This window comes from Campylobacter jejuni, from assembly GCF_049221745.1.
Lineage (GTDB): Bacteria > Campylobacterota > Campylobacteria > Campylobacterales > Campylobacteraceae > Campylobacter_D > Campylobacter_D jejuni_E.
This window is the reverse complement of sequence record NZ_JBMJAO010000002.1, coordinates 67794-89443: the sequence shown is the minus strand read 5'-3', so window position 1 is coordinate 89443 and position 21650 is coordinate 67794. Positions and strand designations below refer to the sequence as shown.

Here is a 21650-nt window from a genome sequence, read left to right as displayed (position 1 = left end):
TTATAATAAAAAAAGTGATTTTAATTTTTATAATTTTACTATTTAGCTTTTCAAAATCCTTGCAAGTTTAAGCAAATTTGAAATCAAAAATTCTTTTTTTACGAGCTTAGAATTGGTTTTAAGTTCGTATTCGCTTTTAAGTAAGAGAGTGAAAATTCCTTTATATTGTTCGATTTTTAAACTAAAGGCTTGAGTGCTTAAATTCTGTCCTATTTGAGGAGGCGGGGTATAACCTAAAAGTTCTTTAAAATCAATTTTACCATTAACTTTAGCATAAAGTGCGATTTTAAATAAGCGATAAAAAGAATTATGCAAAGAGTTGATTAAAGCAATTTCATTAAAATTGTCTAAAATTTTTTCAAGCTCGCTTTTAAAGTCTTGTTTTTTAAAAATTTTTTCAAAAAAGCTTTCAAAACTTCCTGTATTCAAACTATAACAATACTGCTCTATAGTTTTTTCATCTACTCTTAAACCGCTAAATTTATTAAGCTCACTCGCAGCAAGATATAAATTTTCATCAAAACTTGTAAAAAGGGTAAATAAAGCATTTTGAGTGATTTCAACTCCTAGTTGTTTTGCTTTTATACTTAAAAGCTCCACGCCTTCTTTAGCTCCATTAGCTTTAAAAAATCTTACAAAATAAGGAGAGAAAATTTTTTCTATATCGCTTTGCTTTGAACTTTCATCATAAAGCTCTAAAAGAAAGAAATTATCCATATTGTTTTTGCAAAGATCTACTAAAATTTTAAGATCTTTTGTTGGAATTTTTTTAGAAGTTTTAATCTCTAGTAATTTTTTTTCACTAAAAAGCGATCCTGTGCTTAAAAAATCACTCGCACGAGTGAAGTTGTATTCTTCAAAAAAAAGTTTTAAAGTTTCATCGGGCTTATATTTTTCTTTTATAAATTCAGCATAAAGTTCGCTTTGAAAATTATCCGCTCCATAAAGAAAGAAAAAATTAGGTATTGAACCTTTAGAAAGTAGGGTTTGAAGTTCTTTTTTATACATTTTCTTCCTTTGTAAGTCTTTGGGTGATTTTAGCATAAATTTTTGCCATAACTATATCCGCTTCCATAATTTGTACTTCAACACTTTCTAGTAAATTGGCACGTGTATCATAAAGGATTAGATCAGCCCCTTTAATTTCATCATCTAGTTTAGCTATACAAACTCCATCATTTTGTACAACTAAAGCTTTAAATTTTTTACCTATATTTTTAGCTGCCCATCTAGCAAATTTTCTATCTATAAAATCAAAAGCAACCTTATCTGCTTCTCTTTCAAGCGTACTAAGGCTCTCGCAGGTGCTTTCTATATTTAAAAGTAGATAATTAAAAAGTTTTTCATCATTTTTTTGTTTGGCTTTTAAAAGCCTGTGTAAAATAAGATCAGAATATCTTCTTATAGGACTTGTAAAATGTGAGTATTTGTCAAAACCCAAGCCAAAATGTCCCGCATTTATACTAGAATATTCTGCTTTTTTTTGTGCTTTAATGATGAGTTTATCTACTTCTGCTCTTAAATTTAACTCATTGGCTAAGGCTTGTATGTCGCGTATGAGTTCAGGAAGATTGGCTTTGAAGTTTACATCGATTCCAAGTTCACATAAATCATTTAAAAGCTTATCGATTTTTCTTGCATCAGCGCTTAAGTGATTTCTAAAAATACCTATATCTATGAGTTTTGCTGCAGCTTTATTGGCTAAAAGCATACAATCTTCGATTAAATTATGCGAAGGTGTGTCTTTTTCAAAAACTGTACTTTTTAGACTAAGTTTTTCATCTAAATTTATTCTAAGTTCTTCAGTGCGAAATTCAAAAGCATTTTTAAGACGCATTTTACGTAAAATTTTTGTGATTTCAAAAAGTTCATAAAGCCATGAAAGCTCTTTTAAATCAGGCTTTTGCACTAAAATTTCATCAACTTCATCGTAATTAAAACGGCGTTTTGAGTTGATAATACCTTCAAAAAGTTCTTCTTTTATGACTCTATTTTCATGATCGAGTGTGATTTTAAAACAATACGCTAAGCGATCTAAATGGGGTTTTAAAGAACAGATATTTTCACTTAAAGGACGAGGCAGCATAGGTATAGCAATATGTGGAAAATAAATAGAAAATCCACGATTTCTTGCTTCTTTATCTATAGCACTATAAGCATAGACATATTCGCTAACATCGGCAATGGCTATATAAATTTCTCGTTTTTGAGTATCAAAATAAATCGCATCATCAAAATCTTTTGCATGCACAGGATCTATGGTGCAAAAAGGTAAAGCTCTTAAATCTGTGCGATTTTCATACATATTCGCATCAACACTATCGCCATTTGCCAAAGATTCTTTAACACAAGCGTCACTAAATTCGCTATTTTTATTAAAAAGAGCTAAAGAGATTTTTTCATCTACACTTTCATCATCAATATGCCCTAAAACTTCTATGATGTTGTTGTTTTCATTTTCTATTTTTAAAATTGTTCCTAAAGGTAGTGCTTTTAAGGATTTTTGAGAAGCTTTTAAGACGGTGCTTAATCCTGATTTAATGTTCATTCCAAGTATAGCTTCGCCGTATCTTTTGGTGATCACTAAAGAGGTTTCATTAGCTCTTTTTAAAACCAAAATCACTTTTGCACTGGGGCGTTTTCTCTTTAAAGGTAAAAGCTTTACCGCAACTATATCTTTATAGTTTGCTCCTTTTAGATTTTTATTTTCTATTAAAAGATCTTTTTTAAAACTTTCATCAAAGCATTGTAAAAAACCTGTGCCTTTGCTTGAAATATCAAGTATTCCAAAGGTAAAACCATTGTTAAGATAATATTTGTTTTTATATTCTTTGATGATATAATTAGCTAAAAGTTCTCTTAAAATTTGCTTAAATTCATTACTTACTTCGCAAGGATTGATGCCATAATTAAGACTATTTAAAAATTCTTTCACTTTTTATACTTTATGATTTTTTGTAAAATTCTTACATAAAGTTTATAAAAAAAATATGAAATTTATACTTTAATTGCTATAATAATACCTTTAATTTTTTGAATTTAAAGGAGTGATTATGGCTATTACAGTATATTATGATAAAGATTGTGATTTAAATTTAATCAAATCAAAAAAAGTAGCAATTATAGGCTTTGGCTCTCAAGGACACGCTCATGCAATGAATTTAAGAGATAATGGCGTAAATGTGATTATCGGACTTCGTGAAGGTAGTGCAAGTGCTATTAAAGCAAAAAATGCTGGTTTTGAAGTAATGAGCGTAAGTGAAGCTTCTAAGACAGCAGATGTGATTATGATCTTAGCTCCTGATGAAATTCAAGCAGATATTTTTAATATTGAAATAAAACCAAATTTAAGTGAAGGTAAGGCTATAGCTTTTGCGCACGGTTTTAATATCCACTATGGTCAAATCGTTGCTCCAAAAGGTATAGATGTTATCATGATAGCACCTAAAGCACCAGGACATACAGTAAGAAATGAATTTAGTTTAGGTGGTGGAACACCTTGTTTAATAGCCATCCATCAAGATGAAAGTAAAAATGCTAAAAATTTAGCCTTAAGTTATGCAAGTGCGATTGGGGGTGGACGTACAGGCATTATAGAAACAACCTTTAAAGCCGAAACAGAAACAGATCTTTTTGGTGAACAAGCCGTGCTTTGTGGTGGACTTAGTGCTTTGATTCAAGCAGGTTTTGAGACTTTGGTTGAAGCAGGTTATGAACCTGAAATGGCTTATTTTGAGTGTTTGCATGAAATGAAACTCATTGTGGATTTGATTTATCAAGGTGGTATTGCAGATATGCGTTATTCTATCTCAAATACTGCAGAGTATGGTGATTACATCACGGGGCCAAAAATCATCACTGAAGAGACTAAAAAAGCGATGAAAGATGTTTTAAAAGATATACAAAATGGTGTTTTTGCAAAAGATTTTATCTTAGAACGCCGTGCAGGTTTTGCTAGAATGCATGCAGAACGTAAAAATATGAATGATTCTTTAATAGAAAAAACAGGACGTAATTTGCGTGCTATGATGCCTTGGATCAGTGCTAAAAAATTAGTAGATAAAGATAAGAACTAAACATTGTCAAAGAAAAAATTAGTTCAAATTCAGCGTTATTTAATCATAGCTATACTTTTTTTACTTTGTATAGCTTTAGCTTTGGGAATTTTAATAAAATATCAAAATTCCCAAGACGTTTCTTCTGCTAAGCCGGATTATTTTATTGATAAACAAGAAGATTTAATTTCATCAAACAAAGATCATTATGAAATTGGTATTTTTCAAGAGAATGAGTTTGATAATAATAAATCTGTAAGTATTTTAGAGCAAAAAATTCAAGAAATTGATGATTTAAATGCAAATTTAAATGAGCAAAATTTAAGCAGTGTGGATCAGAATTTAAGTTTAGAGCAAAATCAGAGTTTAGAGCAAAATTTTATTCCAAAAGATACAAATTTAACCCAAGAACAAAATTTAACTTTTAATAAAGATATTAATTTAAATAAAATTTCTAAAAAACCAAAACTTGCTATTATTATCGATGATATGGCAAATGCAAGTCAGGTTAGAGGTTTAAAAGCTTTAAATTTAAAGTTAAATCCTTCTTTTTTCCCGCCAGATAAAAACCATAGCGAAACGCCAAAACTTGCTTTAAAATTTGATTTTTATATGGTGCATTTACCTTTAGCGGCAATTAATTACAATAAACCCGAGCTTGATACTTTAAATCCAAATGATAGCAAAGAAAGAATTTTTAAAAAAATCAAGCAAATTAAAAAAGATTTTAAGGATTTAAGATACATCAATAATCACACAGGAAGTTTATTTACAAGCAATGAAGAAGCTATGAGAAAGCTTTATGAAGCTTTGAGAGCTGAAAATATATCTTTTGTGGATTCTAAAACCATAGGAAACTCCAAAGCAAATAAAGTAGCTAAAGAATTTGACATGCCTTATATACAAAGAGATGTGTTTTTAGATAATGAAGATGATGTTAATTATGTTAAAAAACAACTCGAAAGCGCAGTAAAACTCGCACAAAAAAAAGGTTTTGTTATAGCCATAGGACATCCTAAAAAAAATACTTTAAAGGCTTTAGAACAAAGTAAGGAATTGTTAAAAAGTGTAGATCTTGTGTATTTGAGTGAAATTTATGGCAAGTGAAATTTTGCCTGATGAATTTTTAGAACTTTTTAAAGATTTAAAAAAGTCTCCTAAAAAATTACACTATAAAGGAAATTTATCTTTATTAAAGCAAGATAAAATCGCTATTATAGGTTCAAGACGTATGAGTGTTTATACGAAAAATTGCGTTTTTTCTTTAGCGAGTATGCTTAAAAATGCTCATCTTTGCGTGGTAAGTGGTGGTTCTTTGGGTGTGGATATCACCGCAAGTATGGCAGCTATGCCAAATACTATAGGTATTTTTGCTAATGGTTTAGATCAAATTTATCCAAGAGCTAATGAAAAAATCATTAAACAAATTTATGAAAATGCTTTAGCTTTAAGCGAATACGAAGATGATTATTTGCCAAAAAATTATGACTTTTTACTAAGAAATCGTTTGGTTATTGCTTTAAGTAAGGCTGTTGTGGTTGCACAAGCAGATATTAAAAGTGGTTCTATGCAAAGTGCAAAACTTGCTTTAGGACTCAATAAGCCTTTATATGTTTTACCACAAAGACTAGGAGAAAGCACAGGGACTAATTTGCTTTTAAAGGAAAATAAAGCAAAGTTAATCTGTGATTTTAAAGAATTTGTAAGTGAGTTTGCAAGTATAGATACAAATCAAGATGAGTTTTTAGAGTTTTGCAAAAAAGGTGTGAGTGTTGATGAGGCTTTAAAAATTTATGGACAAAAAGTTTATGAATACGAACTTGAGGGAAAAATTTCCATAGAAGGGCTTTTTATAAGGGTTTTAGTATGAGAGCTTTGGCTTTAGATGTAGGTTTAAAACGCATAGGTATAGCGCTTTGCTTAGATAAAAAGATCGCTTTGCCTCTAGATGCAGTTTTAAGAAAAAATCGCAATCAAGCCGCCAACGAAATCAAAAATTTACTTAAAATACATGAAATTTCTTTGCTCATTGTAGGCATTCCTAAGGGTGGATCAAGTGAAGAAGAAATGACAAGACGCATTAAGCATTTTGTTTCTTTGCTTGAATTTGATAAAGAAATTTGCTTTGTAGATGAAAGTGGGACAAGTAAAGAAGCTTTAGAATACGGCGTAGCAAATACATACAAAAAAGATGGTAAATTAGATTCTTTATCCGCTTTTATCATGATAAAGGATTATTTTGCTCTCTAGAATAGAAAAACTTTATACCAAAGATGAAATGCAAAATATTTTATCTTCTTTTACTCAAGAAAAAAATGTTTGTGTATTTGCAAATATTTTAAAAACCAGCATTGAAGAATTAGAAAAAGAATTTTTAAAACAAAATTTAAAATTTAAAAAGATCAATGCTTATTGTTATTTGTTTGATGCCAAAGATAAGGCTATCTTAAGTTCTATGAAAGCTTTTAATGAGGCATACTTTTATATACAAAATTATTCTTCTTATTTGTGTGCTTTAAATTTAGAGGTCAAAGCAGGGCAAAGTGTTCTTGATATGTGTGCAGCTCCGGGTGGCAAAAGTATCAATCTTGCAAATTTTATGCAAAATACAGGTTATTTAGCTTGTAATGAGATGAGTAGGGATAGATTTTTTATTTTGCAAAAAAATCTTAAAAATTACGGCGTGAATGCTAAAGTTTTTATGAAAGATGGTAAAAATATAGGCAATTTATGTCCTTTAAAATTTGATAAAATCTTACTTGATGCACCTTGTTCAACTTTTGCTAAAATAGGTTTTGATTTGGAAAAAAGTTATAAAGAAATCAAAAATATTGCAAAAACCCAAAAAAAACTTCTACATTCTGCTTTAAAGGCATTAAAAATAGGCGGAGAACTTATATATAGTACTTGTACCTTTACCAAAGAAGAAAATGAAGAAGTTATAGAAAATGCTTTAAAAAGCGAGTTTAAATTAGAGCTTTTAGATATTGATTTGGAAAATGTTGAGGCTAAAGCAGGGCAAAGTGAAGAATTTGCTGAAATTTCAAAATGTAGACGGATTTTACCAAGCTTAGACTATGATGGATTTTTCATAGCTAAGTTTAGGAAATTATATTAATTAATAAAATTATTCACATTTAAATATAAATTCATAAAAAAACTTAAAAAACAATAAATAATTTTTTATTTATTTTAAAGCTTAAAGTTCTATTTTTAAGTACTTTGAAAAGAAAATCACAGCGTGAAAAGGCTGTGAATAAAGTTGAAAATTTTTTAATCTTAAAAAGATGAAATTAGTCTGATTGTATTTTTTGTAGTTTTGGAGCTATTACAGCTTGACAATATCCTTGATCGGGATTATTTATAAAATAATGTTGATGATAGTTTTCAGCTTTGTAGTAAGTTTGCAATCTTGAAATTTTAGTAACTATTTTTTTACTAAATATTTTTTGTTGTTCTTGGATAAATTTTTGAGCCAAGATTTTGTCTTCTTCATTGTCATAAAAAATTATAGATCGGTATTGCATACCTATATCTGCACCTTGTTTATCTATACTTGTTGGATCATGAATTTTAAAAAAGAGTGTTAAGATTTCAAGGAGAGAGATTTGTTTTTCATCGTAATTTATTTTGACAACTTCTATGTTACCATCACCATTGCACACGCTTTCATAGCTAGGATTTGGATTTCCTCCACTATACCCAACTTCAGTATCGATTACACCTTTTAGGCGTTCAAATACGGCTTCAACACACCAAAAACAACCACCACCTAAAACGATATTTTTCATTGTGAGTTTTCCTTGAGTTTAGCCCTTTGAAGGGCTAAGATTATTTGTAGTTTTTGATTGCTTTTTCTAAAATTTCAATTGCAGCTTTTTCATCTTTGAAATCTTGCACTTTAACCCATTTGTTTGGTTCTAAAATTTTATAAGTTTCAAAGAAATTTTTGATTTTATTTAAAGTTGCTTGTGGTAAATCTGTGTAAGTTTTTATATTGTCATATCTTGCATCTATTTTTGAATTTGGAACTGCAAGAAGTTTTTCATCCATTCCGCTTTCATCTTCCATGATTAAAACACCGATTAGGCGGCAAGGAATCACGGCTCCAGCTTGGATAGGATATTCATTAAGCACTAAAATATCCACAGGATCACCATCATCAGCCAAAGTATTGGCGATAAAACCATAGTTTGCTGGGTAAAACATCGCACTAGCCATAACGCGATCTACCATGATAGCACCACTATCTTTGTCAATTTCATATTTTATGTTTGAGCCATATGGAATTTCAATTACAGCATTGATTTTATTTGGAATATCTCCGATTTTGATTTTGCTTAAATCCATTTTTTCTCCTTATATACTTTGAATTTTTTTAATCAGTTCTTTCATGTCTGCAACGATAGGTTCGATAGTGCGTTCCCCATCGATAATAAAATGAAGTTTTTTCTTTTGATAAAAATCTAAAATTTCATTTAAAGGTTCTGTATAAACTTTCATTCTGTTGTAAAACACTTCTTCATTATCATCTGCACCACGATTTCTGCCTAAAACTCTTTCTTTAGCAACTTCTTCACTTACTCTTACTTCTATGACACCTTTAAGACAAATTTCATTTTGCTCACTTAAAACCTTGTCAAATTCTATCATTTGCTCTACACTTCTTGGATAGCCATCGATGATAACAGTTTTAGTTGGAGCAGCTTTTAGAGCACAAACTATAGTATTTACAACAACATCTAAAGGAACAAGATTACCTTTGGATATAAAACTATCTATAGTTTTTCCAAGCTCACTCCCACTTGCTACTTCAGCTCTTAAAAGATCGCCTGTTGAATAGTGTGTGATATTTGTCACATCTGCTTGTGCGATTAAACTAGCATCGGTAGTTTTTCCACTACCTGGTGCACCTATGATTAAAAACAATTCTTTCATTTTATATTCTCCCTTAATTTGATTCCTAATTCTCTCATTGCTTCATTGCTAGCAGGCGATGGTGCATCTGTCATTAAGCATTGCGCTCTTTGGGTTTTTGGAAAGGCTATAACCTCTCTTATGCTGTTTGCTCCTGTAACTAGCATGATGAGTCTATCAAGTCCTATAGCGATACCTCCATGTGGCGGAGCGCCAAAACTTAAAGCATCAAGCAAGAAGCCAAATTTTTCTTTTTGTTGTTCTTCATCGATATTTAAAAGTTTAAATACTTTTTGTTGAATATCGTTTTTATGGATTCTTATACTACCTCCACCTAGCTCAACGCCGTTTAATACTACATCATAAGCGATAGATGAAATTTCTTCTAAATCAGTCTCATCGATATTTTTTGGCATGGTAAAAGGATGGTGCATCGCAGAATAACTTCCATCATCATTTTGTTCAAACATAGGAAAATCAACAACCCATAAGAATTCTAAGGCATTTGGATCTATAAGATTTAACTCGTTGGCTAAGAAAATTCTAAATCTTCCCATATAATCAAGTACGATTTTTTTAGCCCCTGCACCGAAAAATACCACATCTCCTACTTCAAGTTCACAGCGTTTGCTTAGCTCATTTAAATCTTCTTCGCTAAAGAATTTGCAAAGCGGTCCTTTAAGCCCATCTTCTTTAACTTGCATAAAAGCTAAGCCCTGAGCACCAAATTTACGCACAAATTCTTCAAATCTTTGCATTTGTCTTTTTGAAAAAATAGTATCGCCTTTTGGAACGCGTATGGCTTTGATGCGATTTTTCTTTGTATCTTTGGCAATATTTGCAAAAATTTCATTATTTGACTTAGCGAAAATATCAATCACATCAATAAATTTAAGATCAAATCTTAAATCCGGCTTATCAGAGCCATAATTCTCCATAGCATCTTTGTACTGCATTTGTCTAAAAGGGGTTTGAATTTCTTTGCCGCAAGCTTTGAAAATATCTTTTAAAAAAGTTTCAGCTACATTGATCACATCTTTTTGTTCGCAAAAACTCATTTCAACATCAATTTGTGTGAATTCAGGTTGGCGATCAGCTCTTAAATCTTCATCTCTAAAACATTTTGCGATTTGAAAATAACGATCAAAACCGCTACACATTAAAAGTTGTTTGAAAAGCTGAGGGCTTTGTGGAAGAGCATAAAATTCACCCTGATGTACACGAGAAGGTACCAGATAATCTCTTGCACCTTCAGGAGTAGCTTTGGTAAGAATAGGGGTTTCAACTTCTAAAAATCCCATATTTGCCAAAGAATTTCTAGCTGCTATACAAGCTTTAGAACGCAAGGCAAAATTTTCATAAAGTTTAGGATTTCTTAAATCTAAAAAGCGATATTTTAAACGTAATTCTTCATTTACACTTTCATCAGCGATAGCAAAAGGAGGTACGGCGCTTTCATTTTCTATGGTAAGTTTAAAAACAACTACTTCGATTTCTCCTGTTTTTAATTTAGGATTTGCAAGTCCTTCGCCACGCGGACGAATAGTACCTTCTGCAATAAGTACAAATTCATTTCTTGCATTGGAAGCGATTTCATGAGCTTCTTTGCTATCATTCGGATCGCAAACAAGTTGGATAATACCACTTCTATCTCTTAAATCTATAAAAATAACTCCACCATGATCGCGGTAGCTATTTACCCAACCGCAAAGTTTAACGCTTTGACCAACATGGGAAATTCCCAAGTCTGTATTATAATGACTTCGCAAATTTATTCCTTGAAAAAGATTTTTTAAGATAATGAGCAAAATTATAGTATTTTTATTCTTTTGCTTTGCTAAGATTTGATATAATTTTTTATGCAAAATAAAATAGATTATAAAAATATTAAAAAAATTGGACTTGTTGCACGACCCAATGTGAGTTTAGATAAGGAAATTTTAAAACTTCAATCGATTTTATCTAAATATAGGGTTGAACTTATATTGTTTAAAGAAAGTTCTAAAAAATTAAATTTATTAAAGTATGAATTGGATGATTTGTTTAAAATATCTGATTTTGTTATTTCTTTAGGTGGTGATGGAACTTTGATTTCTTTATGTCGTAAGGCTTGTGAATATGATAAAGCAGTTTTAGGAATTCATGCTGGACGTTTGGGTTTTTTAACAGATTTTAAAGTTGATGAAGCTGAAAATTTTTTTCAAGCTTTTTTTCAAGGAGAATTTAGAATAGAAAAGCCTTATTTATTAAGTGTTTTTTTAGAAGATAAGCAAGGAAAAATTTTAGAAAAATTGGCTTTTAATGATGTGGTTATTAGTAAAAACAATCAAGCTTCTATGGCTCATATAGAAGTTTTTAGAAAAGAAAAGAAATTTAATGAATATTTTGGAGATGGGCTTATTGTTGCAACTCCTGCGGGTTCAACAGCTTATAATTTAAGTGCAAATGGGCCTATAGTTTATACTTTAGCTCAAGCTTTTATCTTAACTCCTGTTTGTTCTCATTCTTTAACACAACGCCCTATTGTCTTACCAAAAGGTTTTGAAATAGAGATTATGGCAAAGGATTGCATACTTTGTATTGATGGGCAAGAAAATTATAAAATGAATGATTTTAAAAGTATAAAAGTGGGTTTAAGTGATAAAAATGTAGCTTTAATTCACCCAAAAAATAGGGATTATTTTCAAATTTTAAAAGAAAAATTACACTGGGGAAATTGATGATAAATAGAATTTTTATGAAAGAAAATCTTGGTTTTAAAAAGGCTGAGCTCGAAATTTCTAAAGGACTTACCGTTTTTACAGGGCTAAGTGGAGCTGGAAAATCGGTCTTGTTTAAAGGAATTTTATCCGCATTTTCTTTGAGTGAAAGTGAGGCTAAAATTGTCGAAATAGAACTGGATGATAAGTTAGATTTAGAAAGTTTTGGTATAGAAAGCGAAGAGGAAAATGTTTTTAAGCTTTTAAAAGAAAAAAACACAAAATATTTTATTAACAATCAAAGCATAGCGAAAAAAAGTTTGCAAAATTTAAGTAAAACTTTTATTAGGTATTTAAGCGCAAAGGAAAATAACGAATTTGGAAATGAAAAATTTTTAAATCTCTTAGATGCCTTGGAAATGCAAGAAAATACAAATTTTATTTCCTTTTTAGAAGATTTTAAAAAAGATTTTAATACTTATAGCCAAATTTCTAATGAGCTTAATGCAATTTTAGAAGAAGAAAAAAAAGTAGAAGAATTAAAAGAATTAGCTAGGGTGCAAATTGAAAAAATTTCAAGCATTAATCCTAAAATAGGTGAGTATGAAGAGCTTTTAATACTTAAAAAAAAGCTTTCTAAAAAAGATAAATTAGAAGAAGCTTGGAGTAAGGCAGAGCGTATTTTTGAGCTTGAAAAAGTTGTTATTGAAGCTTTAAATTTAAGTGAAGTTGATGCGAGTTTTTTTAGTGAATGTTTAAATGATTTGCGCGTGATTTGTGAAAATCAAAAAATGGAAGATTTGGATTTTGATGTGGAGACACTTTTAGATCGCATTGAAAATTTATCCTATCTTATTAAGCGTTATGAAAGCATAGAAAATGCTTTAGAAGTTTTAAAACAAAAAAAACATGAACTAGAACATTATGAAAATTTAAGCTTTGAAAAAAAAGAACTTGAAAAAAAATTTCAAGAATTAAAACAAAAATTAGAAGAAAAAGCACAAATTTTAACTCAAACAAGAAAGAAAAACCTTAAAAAATTAGAAAAATGTTTAAATAATTATCTCAAAGATCTTTATATGAAAGATGCAAGTTTGACGCTTAAAGAAAATGAAAAAATTTCAATTTTAGGCAAAGATGAGATAATGTTAGATATTAATTTAGCTCATTTAAAAAATTTAAGTTCGGGTGAATTAAATCGCTTAAGACTTGCTTTTATAGCCACAGAATGTAAAATTTTAAATGCAGGTAAAGGGATATTATTTTTAGATGAAATCGATGCAAATTTAAGCGGAAAAGAGGCTATGAGTATAGCTAAGGTTTTAGAGGAGCTTTCTAAGTTTTATCAAATTTTTGCTATTTCTCATTTACCTCAACTTTCCTCTAAGGCACATAATCATTTTTTAGTTGAAAAAAATGGTGAAGAAAGTAAGGTAAAAAAGCTTGATCAAGAAGAAAGAATCAAAGAGCTTGCTAGGATGGTGAGCGGGGAGCTTGTTAGTGATGAAGCAATCGAATTTGCTAAGACATTGTTTAAGAATTAAGCGGATTTTTTATTTTACTATGTTAGAATATATAACTATAAGATTTCCTTTCTTTATGAAACAAATATATTAAAAATTTTTAGATATAAAGGTATTTTACACGCTATGAATAAGAAAATTTTAATTATTGATGATAATAAAATGCTCGGCAAACTTTTAGCTAAAAAAATTCAAATGACTTTGGATTATGAGGTAGATATTGCTTTTGGTTTTGCTGAAGCTAAGGAATTAATGAATAATGATTATTTTTTAGCTTTTGTGGATTTATGTTTGCCAGATGCCCCAAATGGTGAAGTTGTGGATTATGTTATAGAAAAGAAAATTCCTGCTATTGTTCTTACGGCTAGTGGTGATAAGGCTACTAAAGAAAAATTTATGGATAAAGATATATTAGATTATATTTTTAAAGAAAGTGAAACTTGCATTGATGAGATTGTTAGTTCTATTATAAAACTTAATCAATATGCAAAAACTAAAGTGATTTTAGCTATGAGCAAGCTACCTGAGCGTAATGAAATTAAAAAAATACTCACTCAAAGACAATTTAATGTTTTAGTTGCAGCTCATGGTGAAGAAGCAATGAGTTATTTAAATGATAATAATGATGTTAAGCTTATTATAGCAGATGTCAATATGCCAGTAATTAGCGGTTTTGAGCTTTTGACTCAAGTAAGAGAACGTTTTAGTGATGATGAATTAGGTGTGATTCTTTTGGGGGATTATAATGATTCATTTGAAGCGAATTCTTTTAAAAATGGAGTTAATGAGTATTTGTTTAAACCTTTAAGCAAAGAAAGTTTTAATTGTCGCTTAGATCGTTGTTTATCTTACATGGATGATAAAAAATTTTTAAGCACTTATAATGTTTTAGATCCTGTATCTGGGGTTAAAAATTATAATGCTTTAATTGATGGAATAGATGATTATTTTAACGAAATAGCGACAAAAGATGAGGAATTTGCTTTTGCTTTCTTAGATATAGATAATCTTCAAATGATTAACGATGAATACGGCCGTGAAGTTGGTGATGAAGTAATTAAAATCTGCGCTAATGAAATAGTCAATGAAACTAAAGGAAGAGATCTTGTAGGTAGATATAGTGCAGAAAAAATTTGTATTTTGCTTAAAAATATAACCCAAGAAAGAACGATTAAAATCTTTTCTCGTATACGAGTAAATATAAAAAAGGCTGGTGTTTTAGTTAATTTAGATGAAGTCTTTTTTACAGCTTCTATAGGCGTGGTTTTTGGAAAAAGTGGAGATAAGATTGATTCTTTGGTTGATAAAGCAAGTAAAATATTGTCTCAAGCAAAAGATAATGGCAAGGATAGAGTTGAAGTATGTTCTTAAATCTTGATTTTCAAGATGGTTTAAGGATTGTTGATACGCATTGCCATCTAGACAGTGAAGCATTTAAAGATGATTTAGATGAAACTTTAAATCGTGCTTTTAAAAATGGCATAGAGAAAATCATCATACCTGGTGCTGATATAAAAGACTTGCCTTATGCAGCTACAATTGCTTATAAATATAAAAATATTTTTTTTGCAGCAGGGGTGCATCCTTATGAAATTGATAATTATGATGAGAAAATTTTAAGGCAGTATTTATGCGATGAAAAGTGTGTAGCTATAGGTGAATGTGGGCTTGATTATTTTCGTTTTAAAAGTGATCTTGCTGAAGAAATTCAAAAAGAAAAAGAAAATCAAAAAAAGATTTTTATCGCACAGCTCGAACTTGCTATTGAATTTAAAAAACCTGTTATCATCCACTCAAGAGAAGCAAATCATGATACCTATGAGATTTTACATGAGTATTCTAAAGAACTTATAGGAGGAGTTTTACACTGCTTTAATGCAAGCGAACATTTACTAACTCTTTTTGAAGAGGGGTTTTATTTTGGTATCGGGGGAGTTTTAACTTTTAAAAATGCTAAGAAATTAGTTGAGATTTTGCCTAAAATTCCAAAAGATAGATTACTACTTGAAACTGATGCTCCATATCTTACTCCAGAGCCTTATCGTGGTAAAAGAAATGAACCTTTGCTAACTCAATTTGTAGCAAACAAAATGTGTGAAGTATTGAATTTATCAAGAAAAGAGCTTCTAGAAATTTGTTTTAACAATTCTGAAAAATTATTTTTTAAAGGTTATTAATGAAAAAAATTTTATTGTGTTTTTTAATATGTTTTAATTTTCTTTTTGCACAAATTAATACTCCTGAATTTTACGAAAGACAAATGAATGTTTTAAGAAATTTAGATATTAATCCAAGTTTTATTAGTGATTTGATTTTTGTGCAAACTCAGCAAGATATAAAATCAAAACACGCTCAAACTTTAATAGATAGTATGCAAAATTTTTCAAAAGTTACTCCTATGATAAGAAAAATTTTAGCTCAGCAGGAAGTTCCTGATGAGATTTTGTATCTAGCTATGGTTGAATCAGGATTGAAAACTCATAGCGTTTCTAATGCCAAGGCTGTAGGGGTTTGGCAATTTATGCAACCAACAGCTAGAAATTTGGGTTTAAGAATCGATGCTTACGTTGATGAAAGGCGTGATCCGGTCAAGTCAACTTATGCCGCTGCAAATTATTTAAAAGAGTTAAAAGAAGAATTTGGCAAATGGTATTTAGCGCTTTTAGCTTATAATTGCGGAAATGGTAAACTAAGACAAGCTATTAAACAAGCAGGAAGTGATGATTTAAGCGTTTTATTGAACCCCGATAAGAAATATCTTTCTTTAGAAACTAGAAATTTTATAAGAAAGATTTTAACGCTTGCTTTTTTAGCCAATGATAGGGATTTTTTACTAGATAAAGATGCGTCTTTAATGAATTATGCTTTAAGCAACGAATTTGCAAAAGTTGATGTGCCTTCTTCTGCATCTTTAAAAGAAATAGCTAAAAATTTAAATATGGATCTTGCAACTTTTAAGAAATATAATCCACAATTTAAACATAATTTTACGCCTCCTGGTAAAGGGTATTATATGTATATACCGCTTAATAAAGTAGCATTTTTTGATAAAAATTTTAAAGCAGAAAAACTTGCGAAGGTTGATACAACTATACCTATGACAAGAACTTATACCGTTAAGTCTGGTGACTCTTTATATAAAATAGCAAAAAATTATAATATCAGTGTTGATGAAATTCGAGAATTAAATAAAATAGCAAAAAATCATCTTAGCATTAATCAAAAATTAATTATACCAATCAAGGAGAATAAAAATGCAAATAAAAACAATTACACTAAAGTTGTCAGCCGTTAGTCTAGGGGTTTTATTTTTTAGTGGTTGTTTAGGCACTAGTTTTTTTTCTAGCTTGGATAATGCTCAAGTGTATTATCCTTCAAATGATTTTAAAAGTAGTCCTAGTTCTTCAGGGACTAAAGGAACGATGAAGCCTTATACTATCAACGGCAAAACTTATTATCCTACTGTTGTAGCAGTAGGCGAAACTGCTGATGGTATTGCGAGTTGGTATGGGCCAGGCTTTCATGGCAAGAAAACCTCTAATGGTGAAACCTATAATCAAAATGCTTTAACCGCGGCTCATAAAACTTTACCTATGAATACCATCTTAAAAGTAACCAATCTAAATAACAATCGTCAAGTTACTGTTCGTGTAAATGATAGAGGTCCTTTTGTGAATAATCGTATTATAGATTTATCAAAAGGAGCTGCCAGTCAAATTGATATGATTGCTTCAGGAACAGCTCCAGTAAGGCTTGAGGTTATAGGGTTTGGATCAAGTAATTCGGGTAATAATATTGTACATTCTAATGTAAACTATGGAAATAGCGGAGAAATTGCAAATAATGGACAAATTTATGAAGGTGGAAATTTCATGGTTCAAATTGGAGCCTTTAAAAACCCAGCTGGAGCACAAACGATAGCAGCAAGATATAAAACTTATAGAACTTATAGCTCTACTATACGTACGAGCTCAGTGGATGGGTTAAATCGCGTTTTCTTAACAGGCTTTAGAAGTGAAGATGAAGCAAGAGATTTTGCTGCAAGTGGCGCATTTGCGGGCGCATTTGTTGTAAGAGAGTAGAAATTATGACAGAATTGATTTTTTTGGATGTAGATGGTTGTTTAACTGATGGAAAAATTATTTATACTTCTAATGGAGAATTTATTAAAGAATTTGATGTAAAAGATGGAGCGGCTATCGAGGCTTGGCTAAAGCTTGGTAAAAAAATTGCTATTATTACAGGCAGAAATTGTCCTTGTGTTGAAAAAAGAGCTAAAGATTTAAAAATAGAAATTTTATATCAAGGCATCAAGGATAAGTTAGCTTGCGCAAAAGAAATTTTACAAAAACTTGACTTAGATTTTTCTCAGTGTGCGGCTATTGGGGATTATTTTAACGATAAGGCTTTACTTGAAAGTGTAGGGCTTAGTTTTAAGCCAAAAGATGGTCATAAAGATTTAAATGTAGATATAGTGCTTAGCAAAAAAGGTGGCAAGGCTGCTGTAGCACAGATGATAGAAATTTTAGTAGAAAAAAATCATCTAGAAGAAGAATGGAATAAGCTTTGGCTATAAAAATTTTTGGAATTTTAATTGCTCTTTTTACGATTACTTTTACGATTTTAAGTTTACAAGATCCGTATTCTTTGAATTTACAAACTAATACTTTAAATTTTAAAAATATTGAGGCTAAAAATTTGAAAGCTTATGAGAGTAATGCTAGTACAATTAAGGCATATTATAAGGCAAATTCTTGGGTGAGATATGCAGATAGAGATGAATTTAATGATTTTATTACTTTAAATTTAGATTTTAATCTTAGTGCGAATCGTTTAGAGTTTTTCAATAAAGATATGAGTAAGGTTTTATTTGAAGGAAATGTTACTTATATAGGTACTAATAATGTCAAAATTATTTCTCAAGAGGTAGAATACCAACCTAAGGATAAAATTTTACACACAAATACTAATTTTAAAGCTCTGATCAATGGAAGTATAATTAACGGAAATACTTTAAACTATGATGTAAAAAACAAAATTTTAAATATCCAAGGAGTAAATGCGTGGTTGCAAGACAAATAATTTTATTGTTAGCTTGTGTAAGTGTAACTTGGGCAACTCAAATTGAAGTAAAAGCTTTAAATTTTTACTCAGATGAAAATAAGGGTGAAAGTGTTCTTAGTGGAAATGTAGAAGTAATCAGAGGTGATGATATTTTAAATTCTGAAAAATTGATTATTTATACGGATAAAAATCGCAAACCTATTCGTTATGAAGCAATGCAAAATGCTAGGTTTAAGATTGTTTTAAAAGGTAAAACTTATAAAGGTAGTGGAGATAAATTTATTTATAATGTTATTAAAGACACTTACGAGATTAATGGTCATGCTTATATAAATGAACTTGGAAGCAATCAAAAGCTTTTTGGTGATAAAATAATAGTCGATAGAAAAGCTAATATTTATCGAGCAGAGAGTAAGGATCAAAAACCTGCTCGTTTTGTATTTGATCTTAAAGACAAATGATAATTAGTGCTAAATTTATCACTTCTTTAGTGAAATTTGATGAGAATTTGGGCTCAAATTTTAGTGAAGTAGCATTTTTAGGGCGTTCTAATGTCGGAAAAAGTTCTTTAATCAATTCTTTGTGTAAACAAAAAAAATTAGCTAAAAGTTCGGCAACTCCTGGAAAAACTCAGCTTATAAATTTTTTCGAAGTAACTTGTAAAAGAAATGAAGAAAAATTTAATATCAATTTTATCGATTTGCCAGGGTTTGGTTATGCAAAGGTTTCTAAAAATTTAAAAGAAATATGGAATCAAAACTTAGATGAATTTTTAAAATTTAGAACCTCGATAAAGTTATTTATACATTTAATCGATTCAAGACATGCTCATTTAGAGATCGATGTAAATTTAAATGACTATTTGAAAAGATTTTTACGACCTGATCAAAAAATTTTAAAAGTTTTTACCAAATGTGATAAATTAAATCAAAGTGAAAAAGCTAAGTTAAAAAATGAATTTAAAGACTCTATTTTAGTTTCAAATTTGAATAAATTTGGCCTTGATTCTTTAGAAGATATTATTATCAATCAAACTTTAGGTCTTGATAAATGAGAAGAAATTTAAGTGCTTATAAAGCAAAATTTAATGGAGCTTATGTCTTTTTAGGATTTTTTTTTCTAATCTATCAGATTCTTGGTTCGACTTTTGTATATGCTCCGTTACTTTATGGGATTTTTTTCTGTTATATGTTTTGCTTATTAGAAGAGAGAGAAAGAACTTTTTCAAAGCTTGATTTTAGATGGTATTTTTCTTTATTTTTTTTATTTTTTACTGATATAACTTATAATTTTTTTATTTTTTCATCTTGGTTGGCATTTTTTATTTTTTATTATCTTTGTGCAGGTTGGATTAAGACAAATTTAAAAATTGGTAAATTTATCCCTGTTGTTTTTGTGCTTTGTGCTTATGGCATTATTTTGTTTTTGGATATGATATTGTCTTATATTGGAGATGAGAAAATTAAAATTTTAGGATGGGAATATCTTATTTTAGTTTTTATAGAATGTTGTTTAGCTTATGTGTTTTTTAAGGGTAAAATTTAAATGAGAATGCGTTTAGTTGTTGGATTTATACTATTGTTTTTTATATTTTTATTAAGTCGTGTGTATTATTTGAGTATAAAATCAAATGTATATTATGAAGAGCTTGCTAAACAAAATGCCATAAAAACCGAATTTTTACCACCTGTTAGGGGTCAAATTATGGATAGAAATGGAACTTTATTGGCTATTAATGATTTGGGTTTTAGTATTTCTATTAAACCTTATTTAAGTATTAAAAAGTCAAATAAAGGAATTTTAGATAAAGAATTATCTGAACTTACAAATTTATTTCCCGATTTAAATGCTAGTAAATTAGCGGAAATTTATAGAAGAAATGATTCTTACTATAATCAAGATTTTATTAAAGTTGTAGATTTTATACCCTACGATGAGATTATTCCGCATTATTCAGAGTTAAATCTTAATAAAACAATAAAAATAGATCCTGTTGTAAAAAGAAAATATCCTTTTGGAAAATTGGCTTCGCATATTATTGGGTATGTAGGTAAGGCAAATTTGCAAGATGTTCAAGAGAATGAAATAGCAAAACTTTCTAACTATACGGGAAAAAGCGGTATAGAGCGCTATTATAATGATATTTTACAAGGAGAAAAAGGAACTAGAGTTTATAAGGTTAATGCCTTAAATCAAGAAGTAGAACAGCTTTCTTACACTCCTACTATGTCTAATGATATAGAACTTACGATTGATATAGAACTTCAGTCTTATTTAACTTCGTTATTTGAAGGCAATGCTGGAGCTGCTGTAATTATGAATGTAAATGATGGATCTATTTTAGCTGCAGGGAGTTTTCCTGAATATGATCTTAATCCTTTTGTAACAGGGATTTCTTTTAAGGATTGGGATGAGCTTTCAAATAGTCTTGATCATCCTTTTACAAATAAACTTATAAATGGATATTATCCTCCAGGTTCTGTTGTAAAAATGGGAGTAGGGCTTTCTTTTTTAAATTCTAAAAATATTAGCCCATCGACTCAATATGTTTGTAATGGAAGCATTGAGCTTGGAGGCAGGTTTTTTAGATGTTGGAATCGATCAGGCCATGGACCTGTGGATTTAAAACATGCGATAAAATATAGTTGTGATGTTTATTTTTATAATGGCAGTTTGCAAGTTGGAATTGATCAAATAAGTGAAACTTTGTCTCGTATTGGTTTTGGAGCAAAAACTGGGGTAGATTTACCTAGTGAATTTGTAGGAACTTTACCAAGCAAAGAATGGAAGATGCAAAGATATAGACAATCTTGGTTTCAAGGTGATACTTTAAATACAGCTATAGGTCAAGGTAATTTTCTTGCAACACCTATGCAAATTGCTAGATATACAGCTCAAATCGCAAAAGGTGGAGAAGTTATACCTCATTTTTTAAAAAGCATAGAAAATAATAACACAATCATAGAAAATCAAATGGATGAAAATAAAAAAGAAATTTTTACTTTGTTTGAAAAGAGTCAATTGCCTTATATAAGAGATGCAATGTATGCTGTTGCTAATGAGCAAGGAGGAACCTCTTATCGTTATTTGCATAATCTTGATGTGAAAGTTGCAGCAAAAACAGGAACTGCTCAGGTTGTGGGATTTTCACAGACAGATAAAAATAGGGTCGATGAAAAACAATTTGAGTATTATACTAGATCTCATGCGTGGCTTACTTCTTATGCTCCTTATTCTAAGCCAAAATATGTAGTTACCGTTCTTTTGGAACATGGTGGGAGAAATATTACTTCAGGGGCAACTGTAGCTAAAATTTATCAAAAAATGATTGAACTTGGATATTTTAAATAATTTTTAGTTGCAAATTGAGTTTTTCAAAAAAACTTTTTTAG

Annotated in this window: 23 protein-coding genes; 17 read left to right on the top strand and 6 right to left on the bottom strand. The window is 29.8% G+C overall.

Features of this window, described 5'->3' with window-relative positions; all coding sequences use genetic code 11:
• Positions 1-42: 42 nt before the first annotated feature.
• Both holA and ACOTU8_RS03020 read right to left on the bottom strand, forming a co-directional pair.
• On the bottom strand, positions 43-1008 hold the full coding sequence (gene holA, locus ACOTU8_RS03025) for a DNA polymerase III subunit delta (RefSeq protein ID WP_422341739.1): 966 nt from the start codon (positions 1006-1008) through the stop codon (positions 43-45).
• Positions 1001-2935, bottom strand: coding sequence for an RNB domain-containing ribonuclease (locus tag ACOTU8_RS03020; RefSeq protein WP_422341738.1), 1935 nt, complete (start codon positions 2933-2935; stop codon positions 1001-1003). Before ACOTU8_RS03020 ends, holA begins: the two co-directional genes overlap by 8 nt.
• A gap of 118 nt (positions 2936-3053) precedes the next feature.
• Here ACOTU8_RS03020 and ilvC point away from each other — a divergent pair, with 118 nt between their 5' ends.
• From ilvC to ACOTU8_RS02995, 5 genes are read left to right on the top strand one after another with little or no spacing between them, the layout of a single operon-like run.
• Positions 3054-4076 carry a ketol-acid reductoisomerase gene (ilvC, locus tag ACOTU8_RS03015; RefSeq protein ID WP_422341737.1) on the top strand — a complete coding sequence of 341 codons (1023 nt, stop codon included), beginning with the start codon at positions 3054-3056 and terminating at the stop codon, positions 4074-4076.
• A gap of 3 nt (positions 4077-4079) precedes the next feature.
• Entirely contained in the window at positions 4080-5162 is a 1083-nt protein-coding gene (locus tag ACOTU8_RS03010; protein WP_422341736.1) for a divergent polysaccharide deacetylase family protein, read from the top strand.
• Positions 5152-5925, top strand: a complete 774-nt coding sequence (gene dprA / locus ACOTU8_RS03005) for a DNA-processing protein DprA (RefSeq protein WP_422341735.1) — start codon at positions 5152-5154, stop codon at positions 5923-5925. The genes ACOTU8_RS03010 and dprA overlap by 11 nt, the downstream gene beginning before the upstream one ends.
• Entirely contained in the window at positions 5922-6305 is a 384-nt protein-coding gene (ruvX, locus tag ACOTU8_RS03000; protein WP_422341734.1) for a Holliday junction resolvase RuvX, read from the top strand. Before dprA ends, ruvX begins: the two co-directional genes overlap by 4 nt.
• Positions 6306-6333: 28 nt before the next feature.
• Complete coding sequence (locus tag ACOTU8_RS02995) at positions 6334-7173, top strand: RsmB/NOP family class I SAM-dependent RNA methyltransferase (protein ID WP_422341808.1); 840 nt, start codon at positions 6334-6336, stop codon at positions 7171-7173.
• Positions 7174-7348: 175 nt separating this feature from the next.
• Here the strand turns inward: ACOTU8_RS02995 and msrA are convergent, their stop codons facing one another.
• Genes msrA through aspS form a run of 4 tightly spaced genes read right to left on the bottom strand, consistent with a single transcriptional unit; the run spans position 7349 to position 10741 of the window.
• A complete protein-coding gene (gene msrA, locus ACOTU8_RS02990; protein ID WP_422341733.1) occupies positions 7349-7846 on the bottom strand; it encodes a peptide-methionine (S)-S-oxide reductase MsrA in 498 nt (165 codons plus the stop codon).
• A gap of 40 nt (positions 7847-7886) precedes the next feature.
• On the bottom strand, positions 7887-8405 hold the full coding sequence (gene ppa, locus ACOTU8_RS02985) for an inorganic diphosphatase (protein ID WP_002871349.1): 519 nt from the start codon (positions 8403-8405) through the stop codon (positions 7887-7889).
• A gap of 9 nt (positions 8406-8414) precedes the next feature.
• Positions 8415-8993 (bottom strand): adenylate kinase, encoded by a 579-nt coding sequence (gene adk, locus ACOTU8_RS02980; protein ID WP_422341732.1) that lies wholly within the window; start codon positions 8991-8993, stop codon positions 8415-8417.
• Positions 8990-10741, bottom strand: a complete 1752-nt coding sequence (gene aspS, locus ACOTU8_RS02975; RefSeq protein ID WP_422341731.1) for an aspartate--tRNA ligase — start codon at positions 10739-10741, stop codon at positions 8990-8992. Before aspS ends, adk begins: the two co-directional genes overlap by 4 nt.
• Before the next feature lie 90 nt (positions 10742-10831).
• On the opposite strand from aspS, the gene ACOTU8_RS02970 reads away from it, so the two are divergent.
• The 12 genes from ACOTU8_RS02970 to mrdA all read left to right on the top strand — a co-directional run bounded on the left by ACOTU8_RS02970 (position 10832) and on the right by mrdA (position 21609).
• A complete protein-coding gene (locus ACOTU8_RS02970) occupies positions 10832-11692 on the top strand; it encodes an NAD(+) kinase (protein WP_422341730.1) in 861 nt (286 codons plus the stop codon).
• Positions 11692-13215, top strand: coding sequence for a DNA recombination protein RecN (gene recN / locus ACOTU8_RS02965; protein WP_422341729.1), 1524 nt, complete (start codon positions 11692-11694; stop codon positions 13213-13215). Before ACOTU8_RS02970 ends, recN begins: the two co-directional genes overlap by 1 nt.
• A gap of 105 nt (positions 13216-13320) precedes the next feature.
• A complete protein-coding gene (gene cbrR / locus ACOTU8_RS02960) occupies positions 13321-14565 on the top strand; it encodes a bile resistance response regulator CbrR (RefSeq protein ID WP_422341728.1) in 1245 nt (414 codons plus the stop codon).
• Positions 14556-15371 (top strand): TatD family hydrolase, encoded by an 816-nt coding sequence (locus ACOTU8_RS02955; RefSeq protein ID WP_422341727.1) that lies wholly within the window; start codon positions 14556-14558, stop codon positions 15369-15371. The genes cbrR and ACOTU8_RS02955 overlap by 10 nt, the downstream gene beginning before the upstream one ends.
• The gene (locus ACOTU8_RS02950) at positions 15371-16489 is read left to right on the top strand and encodes a transglycosylase SLT domain-containing protein (RefSeq protein ID WP_422341726.1); all 1119 of its coding nucleotides are present in this window, start codon (positions 15371-15373) and stop codon (positions 16487-16489) included. Before ACOTU8_RS02955 ends, ACOTU8_RS02950 begins: the two co-directional genes overlap by 1 nt.
• Positions 16449-17276 carry a septal ring lytic transglycosylase RlpA family protein gene (locus tag ACOTU8_RS02945; RefSeq protein WP_002855093.1) on the top strand — a complete coding sequence of 276 codons (828 nt, stop codon included), beginning with the start codon at positions 16449-16451 and terminating at the stop codon, positions 17274-17276. The genes ACOTU8_RS02950 and ACOTU8_RS02945 overlap by 41 nt, the downstream gene beginning before the upstream one ends.
• A 5-nt stretch (positions 17277-17281) precedes the next feature.
• Positions 17282-17770 carry an HAD-IIIA family hydrolase gene (locus ACOTU8_RS02940; protein WP_422341725.1) on the top strand — a complete coding sequence of 163 codons (489 nt, stop codon included), beginning with the start codon at positions 17282-17284 and terminating at the stop codon, positions 17768-17770.
• Positions 17761-18276, top strand: coding sequence for a hypothetical protein (locus tag ACOTU8_RS02935; protein WP_422341724.1), 516 nt, complete (start codon positions 17761-17763; stop codon positions 18274-18276). Before ACOTU8_RS02940 ends, ACOTU8_RS02935 begins: the two co-directional genes overlap by 10 nt.
• The gene (locus tag ACOTU8_RS02930; RefSeq protein ID WP_422341723.1) at positions 18258-18719 is read left to right on the top strand and encodes an LptA/OstA family protein; all 462 of its coding nucleotides are present in this window, start codon (positions 18258-18260) and stop codon (positions 18717-18719) included. The genes ACOTU8_RS02935 and ACOTU8_RS02930 overlap by 19 nt, the downstream gene beginning before the upstream one ends.
• Complete coding sequence (gene yihA, locus ACOTU8_RS02925) at positions 18716-19312, top strand: ribosome biogenesis GTP-binding protein YihA/YsxC (protein ID WP_422341722.1); 597 nt, start codon at positions 18716-18718, stop codon at positions 19310-19312. Before ACOTU8_RS02930 ends, yihA begins: the two co-directional genes overlap by 4 nt.
• Complete coding sequence (locus ACOTU8_RS02920) at positions 19309-19803, top strand: hypothetical protein (RefSeq protein WP_422341721.1); 495 nt, start codon at positions 19309-19311, stop codon at positions 19801-19803. Before yihA ends, ACOTU8_RS02920 begins: the two co-directional genes overlap by 4 nt.
• On the top strand, positions 19804-21609 hold the full coding sequence (gene mrdA / locus ACOTU8_RS02915) for a penicillin-binding protein 2 (protein ID WP_422341720.1): 1806 nt from the start codon (positions 19804-19806) through the stop codon (positions 21607-21609).
• Positions 21610-21650: the final 41 nt, after the last annotated feature.